Below are 13,394 nucleotides of genomic sequence, written 5' to 3' on the forward strand. Positions count from 1 at the left end.
AGGGCGGGGGGCCGCCGTCTCCCTGCTGACGGCGGCCCCCCGGGCCTGGACGGCGACGGCTGTCACATGTGGACGACGGGTGCGGCGCCCGCGTCCTGCCGCGGCACCCCGCGCCGGTAGCAGAGGAAGGCGATGACCGTGCCGGCGCCGAAGAGGACCGCCGACCACCAGAAGGCGGTGGTGTAGCTCTCGATCGTGGCCTGCGCCTGCACCAGCTTGCTGGTGGCGTCCCGGCCGGCCAGGTAGTCGGTGGCCGCGCTCGCCGCGAGGGTGTTCAGCAGGGCCGTGCCGATCGAGCCGCCCACCTGCTGCATGGCGTTGACGGTCGCGGAGGCCACGCCCGCGTCCTCGGCCGCGACCCCGCCGGTGGCGAGCTGCATGGCCGTCGGCATGACGAGGCCGAGGCCCACGCCGATCACGATCAGCTGCGGGAGCACCGCGCCGAGGTAGTGGGAGCCGAGGCCGATGCCGGTCAGCCAGGCCATGCCGGCCGTGGCGACCGCGAAGCCCAGCGGGATGACCACCTTGGGGCCGGTCCGAGGCAGCAGGACGGTGGTGCCCACCTGTGCGGTCACCATGAGCGCGCCGACCATCGGCAGGAACGCCACACCGGTCTTCGTGGGGCTGAAGCCGAGGTTGAGCTGGAGGTAGTAGGTCAGGAAGAGGAACACGCCGAACATGCCGCCGGCGGCGATCAGTACCGCGAGGAAGGAGGCCGCGCGGTCGCGGTCGAGCAGGATGCGCAGCGGCAGCAGCGGGTGCGCCGTCCGGGTCTGCCACCAGGCGAAGGCGGCCAGCAGCACCCCGCCCGCCAGCAGGAAGCCCCAGGTCAGCGGAGAGCCCCAGTCGTGGGTCTCGGCGTTGGAGAAGCCGTAGACCAGGGAGAACAGGCCGGCGGCGACCAGGACGGTGCCCGGGACGTCGAGCTTGGCGTTCGCCGCGTCGCGGTGGTTGCTCAGCAGCAGCCAGCCGCCCGCGAAGGCGACGACCGCGATGGCCACGTTCACGTACAGCGTCCAGCGCCAGTCCAGCGCGTCGGTCAGCACACCGCCGAGCAGCAGACCGAACGCGCCGCCCGCGCCGGCGATCGCGCCGTACACGCTGAACGCGCGCGCCCGCTCCCGGGCGTCGGTGAACGTGGTGTTGAGCAGCGACAGCGCGGCGGGCGCGAGCAGCGCGCCGAAGACACCCTGGAGGGCGCGGGCCACGACCAGCATGGTGAAGCCGTTCGCGGCGCCGCCGAGCGCGGAGACCGCGGCGAAGCCGACGACGCCGATGAGGAAGGCGGTCTTGCGGCCGAACATGTCGGCGATCCGGCCGCCGAGCAGCAGCAGGGAGGCGAAGGCCAGCGCGTAGGCCGTGACGATCCACTGCCGGTTGCCGTCGGAGAAACCGAGGTCGGTCTGGGCGGACGGCAGGGCGATGTTCACGATGGTGGCGTCGAGCACCACCATCAGCTGGGCTATCGCGATGACCGCGAGGATCCACCACCGCTTGGGCGAGGCCTCGGTGTGCTCTGGCGCCACGGCTCCCGCGCGGGAACTCTCGGCCAGGGTCTTCTCGGGCATGCGGAACTACTCCAGGGAAGTCGTTCGGGTACGGGACGGCAGACGGGTACGAGAAGGTGAACAGCTCATAAACGAAACTGTTTCGTACACCTAGAGCTTAAGTCACCGCGATCGAAACGGCAACGTTTCTCTATTGCGGCCCACTTCGCCGTGCGCGGAGTTTCAGTGTGTGGCGCCCTGGATACACCGCGAAGGTTCGGCCCCGACAGTTCGCGAGCCCGTTGCAACGCCGTCGCAGTGAGGTCGTCACCATGTCCCATGCCCCGTCCCCCGCAGGACCGTCGAACGACACCCGGCCGCTGCCGGCCCCGGCCGGAACGGCGAACACCGCCCCCTGCCCCGGCCGGGGCGGTGCCGCCCTGGTGACGGGCGCCTCCTCGGGCATCGGCGCGGCCGTGGCCCGCCGGCTGGCCGCCGAGGGCGGCTGGCGGCTGGCCCTGAACGGACGCGACGTCACCCGACTGGAGCAGGTGGCCGCACAGGCCGGTGCGGTCGCGCTGCCCGCCGACCTGACCCGGCCCGGCGCCGACCGCCGGCTCGCCGGCCTCGCGCTGGACCACCTCGGACGGCTGGACCTGCTCGTCGCGGGCGCCGGCGTCGGCTGGGCCGGCGACTTCGCCGGCATGCCGGCCGCGCGGATCGACGAGATCGTGGGGGTCGACCTGCTCGCCACCGTGCACCTGGTGCGGACCGTGCTGCCGCACATGGTCGCCGCCGGAACCGGACGCGTCGTGCTCATCGGATCCCTCGCCGGCAGCGTGGGCGTGCGCGGTGAGGCCGTCTACTCCGCGGCGAAGGCCGCGCTGGCCACCTTCGCCGACTGCCTGCGGTACGAACTGCGCGGCACCGGGGTCGGCGTCAGCCATGTCATCCCCGGCGTGGTCGCCACCCCCTTCTTCGACCGGCGGGGCACCCCCTACACCCGGGCCTGGCCGAGGCCCGTGTCCGCCGAACGCGTGGCCGACGCGGTCTGCGCCGCCGTCCTGCACGGCCGGGACGAGGTGTACGTCCCCGGGTGGCTCCGGCTGCCCGCCCGGGTGCGCGGCGCCGCGCCCGGACTCTACCGGCGGCTCGCCGCCCGCTTCGGATGAGCGGCCATGATGGCGCTGACGGTGCTGCTCGCCCTCCTCGCGGCCCTGTCCAACGCGTCCGCGTCGGTCCTCCAGCGCCGGGCCGCCGTGCAGGAGGAGCCGGACCAGGACGGTGGGGCGGGGTCCGCGCTGCGCCGGTTCGCCCATCTGCTGCGCAAACCCTACTGGCTGGCGGGCGCCGGACTGCTGGGGCTGTCGAGCCTGTTGCAGGCAGGGGCGCTGGCCGTGGGCAGCCTGTCCCTGGTCCAGCCCCTGCTCACCGCCGAACTGCTGTTCACGCTGGCCGTGGGCAGTGTCGTCTTCCGGCGCCGCCCGGAAGCCCGCACCTGGCTGGCGTTCGTCGCCCTCGCCGGCGGACTGGCCCTGTTCCTCCTGGCGGCGGCGCCGTCCGCCGGCCGGCCCACCGCGCGGCCGGAGGACTGGCTGCTGGGCGGTGGCGGGGCGCTCGGCGTCGTCGTCCTGCTGGTGGTGGTCGCGCGCCCGACCCGGGGCGCGTCGCGGGCCGCGCTGCTCGGCCTCGCCTCCGCCGTGTCCTTCGCCACGACCGCGGCGCTGCTGAAGGAGGCCGTGGGGCGGCTCGGGCAGGGGCCCGCGGAGATGTTCGGCCACTGGTCGCTGTACGCCACGGGGGCCGCCGGACTCGTCGCGTTCCTGCTGCTCCAGGGCGCGCTCGGGGCCGGCTCGCTGACGGCCTCCCAGCCCGCCCTCACCCTCGGCGACGCGCTCACCAGCGTCGTGCTCGGCTGGGTGCTGTTCGGCGAGACCATCCACCTGGGCCTCAGCCTGCTGCCGGAGGCGGTCGGCGTCGCCCTCATCGGCGCGGGCAGCATCGGCCTGGTCCACTCGCCGTCGGTCGGCGGGGAGTGGGACGCCACCGACCCGGAGGAGTCCTCCGGCTCCACCGCCGCCGTCCCGCGCACCCCGAGGAGGTAGGTCACCCATGTCCCTCGTGTCCGGCCGCGCCGTGCGGACGGCCGCCGTCCTGCTGCCCGCCGCGGTCGCCGCGGCCCACATCGGCCCGGCGGCCACCTGGCTCCCGGGCGTACGGCTGCCGCTCTTCCCCGGGCTCGCCGGCACCGGGCCCCGCCGGCACATCGCGCTCACCTTCGACGACGGACCGGACCCGGTGTCGACCCCGCGCTTCCTCGACGCGCTGGACGAGCTCGGGGTGCGGGCCACGTTCTTCGTCCTCGGCGAGCAGGCGGTGCGCCATCCCGCGCTGGTCCGCGAGACGGTACGGCGCGGGCACGAGCTCGGCGTGCACGGCTGGACCCACGACCGGCCCTGGTGGCCGGCGTTCGCCCGCGACGCCGAGGAGGTCGCCCGGACCGTCCGCGCGGTGCACGACCTCACCGGCCACCGCCCGCGGTGGTACCGCCCGCCGTACGGCATCCTCACCACGAGCCGCTGGCTGGCCGCCCGGCGGGCCGGACTGCGGACGGTGCTGTGGTCGGCATGGGGCAGGGACTGGACCGCCGACGCGACGCCCGCGTCCGTACGGGCCCGGGTCGCCGCGGACCTGCGCGGCGGCGGCACCGTCCTGCTCCACGACTCCGACCGCCACTCGGCCCCCGGCTGCTGGCACGCGACCCTGACGGCCCTGCCGACGGTGGTCCGGGACTGCCGCGAGGCGGGGCTGGTGGTGGGGCCCCTGCGTGACCACGGGCCGGTTCCGGTTCCGGGCGGGATGGTGGTGCCGGCCGGGGTGGCGGGGGGGTGACGGGCGCCGCTCGGGCTCGGCTGGTGCGGTGAGCCGACCGTGGGGGTCTCCCGGCGAGCACGGAGCGGCTTCGCCGCCGGAGCGGAGGGCTGCCGGCGCACCGGTGTGTCGATGGTGTCGGTCAGGGACCGGCGCCGGTCGGCGCGGTGCCGCACGCCTCCCCGACCCCGACCCGCCCCGGGCCGACCCCACGCAACCCGTCCGGGCCATGGCTCCCGGGCGTCCGGCCCCGGCCCGGTCACGGGTTCGTCGCCAGCTCCGTTACGCGGTCCAGGGCCTCCCCTCGGAACACGGCGCGCCCGCGGGCCACCCGGTCCGCGCGTTCCCGGGTGTGCTCCCCGAGCCGCCCGAGCGCCCCCAGCAGGGCGGGGGCGTCCGGGGCCGGCTCGGACAGGCCCAGCTCGGTCATGCGGCGCACGCCGTCCGCGCCGTGGCCGGGGAGCGGGCGGTGGGCGATCACGGGCAGGCCCGCGGCGAGGGCCTGGACGGCGGTCTGACCGGCCGCGTTGTCCACCAGCGCGTAGCAGGCGGCCAGCAGGCCCGGCATGTCCTCGACCCAGCCCAGGGCCAGCGCCGCCGGCTCCCGGGAGACGTGCGCGCGCAGCCGCTCGTTGCGGCCGCACAGCACCACCGGCAGATAGCCGGCCGCCGCCAGCAGTCGGGCGGTGGCGGCCGGGCGGGACGCCGCGCCCCAGGCACCGGCGGACAGCAGCACCGGGGGCCGGCCGGGCGCCCGCCGGGCGAACCGCTCCCGCCAGCGGGCCGCTCCGGGGGCCGGCGCGCGGAAGGCGGGCGCGACCACCGGGCCGGTCGTGACCACCGGCACGGCCAGCGACCGGCGCACCTGTGCCGCCGCCGCGTCCGTGACGCACAGATAGCGGTCGTTGCCCGGATGCAGCCACTGCCGGTGCACCGCGAAGTCGAGCAGGAACACGGCGCTCGGCACCCGCAGCCCGCCCCGCTCCCGCAGATGCCCGGTCAGCTGCGCGGCCAGGTGGAAGACGGACACCACCACGTCGGCGCCCATCCGGTCCACGAGTGCCGTCAGCCGGTCCCCGGCCAGCCGGGCGAGCGGGACCCCGCTGGGCCGCCGGCCGGGCCCACCGCGCAGGAACGCGCCGTAGACGCCGCCGTACAGCCAGGGCAGGTGCCGTACCGACGCCTGGTAGCCGCGGCGCAGTCCCGTACCCAGCCCGTACGGCAGCAGCGCCAGCACGTCGGCCACCCGGGCCTCGTGCCCCCGGTCGGCGGCCCGCCGCGCCAGCTCGGCGGCCACGGTGTCGTGACCGGCTCCCATGCTCGCGCTCAGGATCAGCATGCGCAGCCGGCCGCCCGGCGCGTCCTCGGTGGTAGGCACGGAGTCCGATTCTCCGCCGCCGCGAGGCGCAAACCGCGCACCCGCCGGCCGTGTCGCCGGCCGGACGGTCACCCGTCCGCAGCAGCGCCCCGGGCCGGTGCCCGCCCTCCGGCTGCGAGTCGCGCGGCGCGTGCCAGGCTGGATGAATCGACACAGGAGAGCGTGTGGTGGGCGGCGAGCGGCGGGAGGAGCCGTGAGGCGGTTGCGGCGCGGCCTGCACCGCGCGTGGCGGTGGCTGCGGGTCCAGGCCCTGTTCGAGCACGGCCGGGAGCTGGAGCTGATGCACCGGGCCATGGGCTTCGCCACCCTGGCCCTGGTCACGCTGGCCCCGCTGCTGATCGTGGTCGCCGCGGCCGACCCGCTGGTCCGGGGCGGCTTCGCCTCCTGGCTCACCGACGGCATGGGCCTGTCCGGGCGGTCCGCCCACGTCATCACCGACGTCATCAGCCCCCCGCGCAAGGTCATCGGCACCACCAGCGTGTGGAGTGGCGTCCTGCTCGCCGTGTTCGGCGTGTCCTTCGGCGGCAGCGTGCAGAACGCCTATGAGCGGATCTGGGGCCTGGCGTCCGGCCCCTGGCACCGGGTGTGGCGGCAGGCGACCTGGCTGGTGGTGCTGACGGCGTACCTCTACGAGGAGGTCGCGACGAAGTCGACGCTGCACGGGACGCAGCGGATCGTGTTCTCCGCGCTGAGCGGAGTGCTGTTCTTCTGGTGGGGGCAGCGTTTCCTGCTCGGCGGGCAGGTCCACTGGCGCTCACTGCTGCCCGGCGCGGTGGCCACGATCATCGGCCTGGCCGGCCTCCGCGCCTTCTCCTACCTCGTCTTCACCCCGCTCATCGTCACCAACGCCCTGAGCTACGGCGCCGTCGGCACCGTGCTCGTCGTCGAGTCCTGGCTCATCGGCGTCGGCTTCGTCATCTACGGCGGTGCCCTGTTCGGCCGCTGGTTCACCGAGCACCACTGGGTGCCGTCCCACCACCACGACGAGCCGGCCCAGCCGGGTGACGAGGAGGAGCCCGGCTAGGCCAGCTGCCGGCGCACCAGCTCGTGCAGCCGGCCCCCGGTGTCCGCGAGGAGCTCGGCCGGCGTGCCCTGCTGGACGACCTTGCCGTCCTCCATCACGATCACCCGGTCGGCGTCCATGACGGTCGACAACCGGTGGGCGATGACGATCCGGGTGGCGTTCAGCTTGCGGGTGCTGTCGATGACGATGCGCTGGGTGTCGTTGTCCAGGGCGCTGGTCGCCTCGTCGAAGAACAGGATGCGCGGGCGCCGGATGAGGGCCTGGGCGATCATCAGGCGCTGCCGCTGGCCACCGGAGACCGCTCCGCCCGCCGCGACGATCGTGTGCAGCCCCATCGGCATCCGCTGGATGTCCTCCGCGAGCCCCGCCAGCTCGGCCGCCGCCATCGCCTCCTCGGGCGTGTACGGCTCGGTGCCGCAGATGACGTCCATGATCGAGCCGGTGAACGGCTGGGCGTGCTGGAGGACGACCCCGCACTGGCGGCGCACCGCGGACTGGTCGAGCGCCGCCAGGTCCTGGCCGTCGTACAGGACGCTGCCGGAGACCGGCCGGTCGAAGCCGATGAGCAGGCGCAGCAGCGTGGACTTGCCGCAGCCGCTCGGGCCGACGACCGCCACGAACTCGCCCGGCCGTACGGCGAAGGACACGTCGTCCAGCACGAGCGGGCCGTCGTCGGCGTACCGGAAGGACAGCCGGCGGGCCTCCACCGCGCCGGACAGCGGGCCGGGGCGGGTGCTCGCCGTGCGCACCTCGGGCGTGGCCTCCAGCACCGGCTTGATCTCCTCGAACAGCGGCAGCGCCGCCACCGCCGACACGAACGCGCCGGTCAGCTGGGTGACCGAGGTCAGCACCATGGTCACCGAGGTGTTGAAGGCGAGGAAGTCCGCCGCCGACATCGCCCCCCTGGCCGGGCCCGCCAGCAGCATGAACACCAGCAGGGTGCACACCGGCAGGTAGACCGCGCCGAGGACCGTGGTGAGGTTCTTGATCCGGCCGGCCTTCTGCTGGAGCTCCCGGCTGTGCGCGAACTGGCGCGCCCAGGCCGCGTAGGCGTAGTTCTCCGCCGCCGCCACCCGCAGCTTCGGCAGCCCGCGCAGGGTCTGGAACGCCTGGTTGTTCAGCTTGTTGCCGAGCACCACCAGGCGCCGCTGCCAGCGCACCTGCCACAGTCCGAGCCCGCCGAACACCGCCGCGATGACGACGAGCATCCCGATCGCGGCCGTCGCCATCGCCGGGCTGTACCAGAACAGCAGGGCGAGGTTCATCGCGCCGACGGTCACCGACTGGGCGACGACCGGGCCGACGCCCGCCAGCAGCCGCCGGATCGTGCTGATGCCCATCGCGGCACTGGCCAGCTCGCCCGTGGAGCGCTGGGTGAAGAAACGGGTGGGCAGCCGCAGCAGCCGGTCCCAGACGGCGGGTTGCAGCGCCGCCTCGATCCGGCCCTCCAGGCGCAGGATGGACAGGTTCTCCAGCAGCGTGAACGCCGCCGCGACCACCCCGCTCACCATGACCGCCAGACACACCTGGACGATCAGGTCCTCCTGAGCCCTCGGCACGTACTCGCCGAGCACCTTGCCGGTCGCGATCGGCACCAGCGCGCCGATCGCCACCGTCACCAGCCCCGCGAGGAGCAGGTTCACCAGGTCGGCGCGGGTGCCGCGCAGGCTGAACCGCAGCAGCCCGAGCGGCCCGAGCCGCTTGTCGGGCAGCGGCCGGTAGAACATCACCGCGCGCGGCTCGAACTCCTCCGCGTTCGCCTTCTCGACGGGGGTCTCGCGCCCCGTGCCCGGGTGGACGGCGACATAGCCGCCGCGCCGCCACAGCAGCGCGACCGGCGCCCCGGACAGCGCCCGGTGGCCGACCAGCGGGCCCAGGTTCTCCCGCCACCAGCGCCCGTTCAGCCGGACGGCCCGCGTCCGCACCCGGGAGGCCAGCGCCACCCGCTCCACCGGGTCCAGCCGGTCGCTCTCCGTGCCGCTCTGCGCGGGTTCGGCGAGCGGGATGCCGGCCGCCTCGGCGACCAGCTTGCAGGCCGCGTACGTGGCGTCGGCGTCGGCGCCCGTCGTACGGCGCGAGGAGCGCTTGCCGATGGAGGCCAGCAGGGTCCGGTCGGCCTGGGCGCGGACCGCCTCACCGGCCTTGATGCCGGCGGCCGTCCGGGTCTCGTGGGTGCGCTCCAGCTGCTCGATCCACCGGTCCAGCGCGGTCAGCAGCCGGTACTGCTGGTCCACCATGCTCTGCCACAGCGCCGGGTCCACCAGCAGATCGGCGGCGGCCTCCGCGCCGTACAGCGAGCCGTACTGCACACTGCCCGGCGGCACCTGCATCCAGAACACGTCGTCGTCCGCCGGGGCCGTCGCCCGCTCCTCGGCCAGCGGGGCCTGGAACAGGACGGACAGGCCGCGGCCGACACCGAGGGCGAGCGCGTACTCCAGCGGGCTCGACGTCGGCGGCACGTACTGCGGGTTGCCGTACTCGTCGTACGACCAGGTCTGGGTCTGCGCCGGCTGGTACAGCTCGCGCAGGTTGACGCGGTGGACCACGCAGTCCCGGACCGGCCGGGCCACCAGGGTGTGCTGGGGGCCGGCGACCGGGCCGAGCAGCAGCGTGCCCGCCTCCAGCCGGCCGAGGTGGTGCCAGTGGCCCTGCTGGGCGGCGTCCACCGCGTACAGGTCCAGGGCGCCGGCCGCGACCAGCCACAGCACCTGCGGACCCTCCAGGTCCAGGCGGCTCAGACCGGCGCAGTCGAACCGCGTGCCGAGCGAGCCGAGTGCGCCCAGGACGAGGTCCCCTTCGTGTACGGAGGTCATCTCACCGCTCCCTGACCAGCGCCGCGTACGCGCCGCCGCGCGCCACCAGCTCCTCGTGCCGCCCGCGCTCCACGACCGTGCCGTGCTGGAGGACGACGATCTCGTCGCTGTCGCGGACCGTGCTCAGCCGGTGCGCGATCACCACGCAGGCACAGCCGCGCCGCCGCAGGTTGTCCATCACGACCAGCTCGGTCTCCGCGTCCAGCGCGCTGGTCACCTCGTCCAGCACCAGGATGCTCGGCCGGCGCACCAGCGCCCGCGCGATCTCCAGGCGCTGGCGCTGCCCGCCGGAGAAGTTGCGGCCGTCCTGCTCGACCCTGCTGTGGATGCCGCCGGGCCGGCGCATCACCACGTCGTACAGCGCCGCGTCCTTCAGCGCCTCCACCACGGCCTCGTCCGGGATCGACGGGTCCCACAGGGCCACGTTGTCGCGGACCGAGCCCTCGAAGAGGAAGACGTCCTGGTCGACGAAGGAGACGGAGGCGGCGAGCGCGCCGCGCGGGATGTCCTCCAGTCGGCGGCCGTCGATGCGGATCACCCCGTCCCACGGCGTGTAGAGCCCCGAGATCAGCCGGGAGACCGTGGACTTGCCGCTGCCCGAGCCGCCCACCAGCGCCACCTGCTGCCCGGGGCCGACGGTCAGGTCGAAGCCGGTCAGCAGCGGCTGGTCCAGCGGGCTGTAGCCGAAGGTGATGTTCTCCAGTTCGACGTGCCCGTGCAGCCGCCGGGCCGAGTCGCCCCCGCCGGGGCGGGCGTAGAGCGGGTCGGCCTGGAAGTTCTCCACGTCCTTCAGCCGGGCCACGTCGGCGGCGAAATCCTGGATGCGGCCCGCCACGCCGTTGAGCCGGGTCAGCGGCGCGGTGAAGCGGGTGACCAGCGCCTGGAAGGCGACCAGCAGACCGACCGAGATGTGCCCCTCCACCGCGCGCATCCCGCCGATCCACAGGATGAGCGCGCTGTTGAAGGTGGCCAGCGTCGGCGCGACCACGCCGAGCCACGCGCTCGGCACGCCGAGCCGCTGCTGCTCCTCCAGCGTGCCGGCGTGCTGCCCGGCCCACTTGCGGAAGTAGCCGTCCTCGCCGCCGGTCGCCTTCAGCGTCTCGATCAGCTGGAGGCCGGTGTACGACGTGTTGGTGAGCCGTGCGGTGTCGGCGCGCAGCTTCGCCGTGCGCGTCGCGCGCAGCCGTACGACGAGCCGCATGGCCACCACGTTCAGCAGGGCCACGGCGATGCCGACGAACGTCAGCTGCGGGTCGTAGGTGTAGAGCAGGACCGCGTACAGGACGACCACGATCGCGTCGACGCCGGCCGCCGCGAGGTCGCGGGCCAGGGTCTCGGCGACCTGGTCGTTGGACTGGAGGCGCTGCACCAGGTCGGCGGGGGAGCGCTGGGCGAAGAACGTCACCGGCAGCCGCAGCAGATGGCGCAGGAAGCGGGCGCTGGAGAGGGTGGAGGAGATGATCCGGCCGTGCAGCAGGTTGGCCTGCTGGAGCCAGGTCAGCACCAGCGTGAGCAGCACACAGGCGGCCATCGAGGCGAACAGCACGCCCAGCAGCGAGGTCTGCCCGCCGATGAGGAACATGTCGATGTAGGTGCGGCTGAGCGCGGGTACGGCCGCGCCGACCGCCACCAGCAGGAGGCTGGCCAGGACGGCGGCGGGCAGCGTGCCCGCGGTGCCGCGCAGCCGGGCCGGCATCGCGCCGAGCACACCGGGCTTGCGCCCGCCCTTGGTGAAGCCCTCGCCGGGCTCCAGCACCAGCACCACACCGGTGAAGCTGCCGTCGAACTCCTCCATGGGCACGAAACGGCGGCCCTTGGCGGGGTCGTTGACGTACACCCCGCGCCGGCCGAAGCGGCGGCCCATGCCGTCGTAGACGACGTAGTGGTTGAACTCCCAGAAGAGGATGGCCGGGGACCGCACCTCGGCGAGGGCGGCCAGGTCCATCTGCATGCCCTTGGCCGTCAGGCCGTAACCGCGGGCCGCCTTCAGCAGGTTGGAGGCGCGGGAGCCGTCGCGGGAGACACCGCAGGCGATGCGCAGTTCCTCCAGCGGGACGTGCCGGCCGTAGTGGCCGAGGACCATGGCGAGGGAGGCGGCGCCGCACTCGACGGCCTCCATCTGGAGCACGGTGGGCGTACGGACCGTGCCGGTACGGGACTTGGGGACCGGCCGCTTCGCGGGGGCGGCGCGTCTGCGACCGCGGGTCTCCTGGGCGGTGGTCACGGGAGCAGCCAATCGACGGGATGCTGGTCGGCGAGCCGGACGGAGCCGGTGGCGAGGGTCATGGAGTCGAGCCGGAACGGCGGTCCGTCCGAGGTGGACCAGCGGTAGCCGCTCTTGGTCGACGAGGACGTGGCGAGTTCCACCAGGACGGCCACCGGGCGGCTCTTGCGGGTGAACTGCTCGCCGAGCTGGCTGTCGCCGAGGAACGCGGCGACGGACTGGGCGGACTGCGCGGTGCGGTCCACCGACTTCACCTCGCCGCGCAGCACGCCGTACCGCTGCGTCGGTACGGAGGACACGGTCAGGTCGACCGAGGCGTGCGCCGGGATGGCGGCGGCGTTCTCGGCCGGCACGTACACGGTCGCGTACAGCGGGTCGGAGGCGTGGGCGACCTTCTCGACCGCGGCGACGTCGGTGCCGGTCTGGATGATCTGGCCGATGGTGGCGGCGAGCGTGGTGACGCGTCCGGCGGCGACCGTCCGGACCACGGTCTCGCCCTTGTCGTCACGGACCTTCAGGACGGGAGCGTTCGCGGGCAGCCGCTGTCCCTGCCGGGCCAGGACGGCCGTCACCTGTCCGGCCACCGGGCTCTGGAGCAGGTAACTGCCCTGCCCGTGGGTGAGGATGGCGGGTGCGCTCACGGTGGAGGCGACCGAGCCGGTCACCGCCCAGACGGAGGCGGCGGCCATGACGACGACGGTGACGCCGAGGGCGAGCCAGCCCTGCGGGCGCGCGAGACGCACCGGGAGGTCAAGCTCCTCCGCTGACTGGAGCTTGGCGAGGGCCTGTTGGCGGAACTGCACGGAACTTCCCTCACCTGTGGGAGAGACGCGGGTGTTTCAGGGCACCGATGAGTCCCGGAGCCGTGGGACGGCTCCGGGACGTCGGTCACACCGAGGTGCGATCAGAGACTGGCGACCAGGCCGTTGACCGGGGCGACGTTCAGGCCGGAGACGCCCTCGACGGTGCCGACGACCGTGTTGACCAGGCCGGTCACGCCCGGGGCCACCGCGTTGACGGTGCCCAGGGTGCTGTTGAGGGTGTTCACGGACAGACCGCCGGAGACGTTGTCCAGCTCGGCGTCCGAGATCTCGACGGTCTCAACCTGGGGGGTGGAGTTCATGGTGGAACTTCCCTTCATATGGATATCTCACAAGGGGGGAGCGGCCCCCTCTGGGGACAGACGGACGGCCGCGACCGCAGGCGCCGGGCCCCGTTTCCGGAGGCCCGCCGGACCCCCGCGGTGCGATGGATCAAAGCACGCACGCAGGGCGCGCTTCCAATCAACCAGGGCTCTCACCTGGGAACTTGGCGCGTGAGGGGGGTCCAACCGTGCAGGTGCGCGCACGGCATGTCGGCGACTCCTTCACATGGCGCACGGCATCGTCGCACCGGGTGTCTTGCCCCGCGGATCGCGAATCCGGCACTCCTCGCCAAAGACCTGCCGGGGGGCGCGCGGATGTGCAGATCTCCGGGCGGCCGTGGCGCGCCTGGGCATTCGATGTGCAGATTCCCTGAAGGGTGGATTCCGCTTCGCGTTCGCAGCTGACCGTTACCGATCGGTCGCTGAACGTGTCAGTGTGGAATCGTGTCGACC

At 73.9% G+C, this 13,394-nt stretch carries 10 protein-coding genes; 4 read left to right on the top strand and 6 right to left on the bottom strand.

The window, feature by feature from the left end:
• Positions 1 to 62: 62 nt before the first annotated feature.
• Entirely contained in the window at positions 63 to 1,568 is a 1,506-nt protein-coding gene (locus IE273_RS21045) for an MFS transporter (protein WP_189816720.1), read from the bottom strand.
• A gap of 251 nt (positions 1,569 to 1,819) precedes the next feature.
• On the opposite strand from IE273_RS21045, the gene IE273_RS21050 reads away from it, so the two are divergent.
• From IE273_RS21050 to IE273_RS21060, 3 genes are read left to right on the top strand one after another with little or no spacing between them, the layout of a single operon-like run.
• Positions 1,820 to 2,659 carry an SDR family NAD(P)-dependent oxidoreductase gene (locus IE273_RS21050; RefSeq protein ID WP_189816721.1) on the top strand — a complete coding sequence of 280 codons (840 nt, stop codon included), beginning with the start codon at positions 1,820 to 1,822 and terminating at the stop codon, positions 2,657 to 2,659.
• Between the two features lie 6 nt (positions 2,660 to 2,665).
• Positions 2,666 to 3,592 (top strand): DMT family transporter, encoded by a 927-nt coding sequence (locus IE273_RS21055; protein WP_189816722.1) that lies wholly within the window; start codon positions 2,666 to 2,668, stop codon positions 3,590 to 3,592.
• Positions 3,593 to 3,599: 7 nt separating this feature from the next.
• Positions 3,600 to 4,379, top strand: a complete 780-nt coding sequence (locus IE273_RS21060) for a polysaccharide deacetylase family protein (protein WP_189816723.1) — start codon at positions 3,600 to 3,602, stop codon at positions 4,377 to 4,379.
• A gap of 238 nt (positions 4,380 to 4,617) precedes the next feature.
• Here the strand turns inward: IE273_RS21060 and IE273_RS21065 are convergent, their stop codons facing one another.
• Positions 4,618 to 5,736, bottom strand: a complete 1,119-nt coding sequence (locus IE273_RS21065) for an MGDG synthase family glycosyltransferase (RefSeq protein WP_189816724.1) — start codon at positions 5,734 to 5,736, stop codon at positions 4,618 to 4,620.
• A 193-nt stretch (positions 5,737 to 5,929) separates the two neighbouring features.
• Here IE273_RS21065 and IE273_RS21070 point away from each other — a divergent pair, with 193 nt between their 5' ends.
• Positions 5,930 to 6,760: a YhjD/YihY/BrkB family envelope integrity protein gene (locus tag IE273_RS21070; RefSeq protein WP_189816725.1), complete on the top strand. Its 831-nt coding sequence runs from the start codon at positions 5,930 to 5,932 to the stop codon at positions 6,758 to 6,760.
• Here IE273_RS21070 and IE273_RS21075 read toward each other — a convergent pair.
• From IE273_RS21075 to IE273_RS21090, 4 genes are all read right to left on the bottom strand, one after another.
• Positions 6,757 to 9,573: an NHLP bacteriocin export ABC transporter permease/ATPase subunit gene (locus IE273_RS21075; RefSeq protein WP_189816726.1), complete on the bottom strand. Its 2,817-nt coding sequence runs from the start codon at positions 9,571 to 9,573 to the stop codon at positions 6,757 to 6,759. The genes IE273_RS21070 and IE273_RS21075 overlap by 4 nt on opposite strands.
• 1 nt (position 9,574) lies before the next feature.
• On the bottom strand, positions 9,575 to 11,797 hold the full coding sequence (locus IE273_RS21080) for an NHLP family bacteriocin export ABC transporter peptidase/permease/ATPase subunit (RefSeq protein ID WP_189816727.1): 2,223 nt from the start codon (positions 11,795 to 11,797) through the stop codon (positions 9,575 to 9,577).
• The gene (locus tag IE273_RS21085) at positions 11,794 to 12,600 is read right to left on the bottom strand and encodes an HlyD family efflux transporter periplasmic adaptor subunit (RefSeq protein ID WP_189816728.1); all 807 of its coding nucleotides are present in this window, start codon (positions 12,598 to 12,600) and stop codon (positions 11,794 to 11,796) included. The genes IE273_RS21080 and IE273_RS21085 overlap by 4 nt, the downstream gene beginning before the upstream one ends.
• Positions 12,601 to 12,701: 101 nt before the next feature.
• Positions 12,702 to 12,920: a type A2 lantipeptide gene (locus IE273_RS21090; protein WP_189816729.1), complete on the bottom strand. Its 219-nt coding sequence runs from the start codon at positions 12,918 to 12,920 to the stop codon at positions 12,702 to 12,704.
• Positions 12,921 to 13,394: the final 474 nt, after the last annotated feature.

The sequence above is a fragment of the Streptomyces olivaceoviridis genome (assembly GCF_014650115.1).
Classification (GTDB): Bacteria; Actinomycetota; Actinomycetes; order Streptomycetales; family Streptomycetaceae; genus Streptomyces; species Streptomyces olivaceoviridis.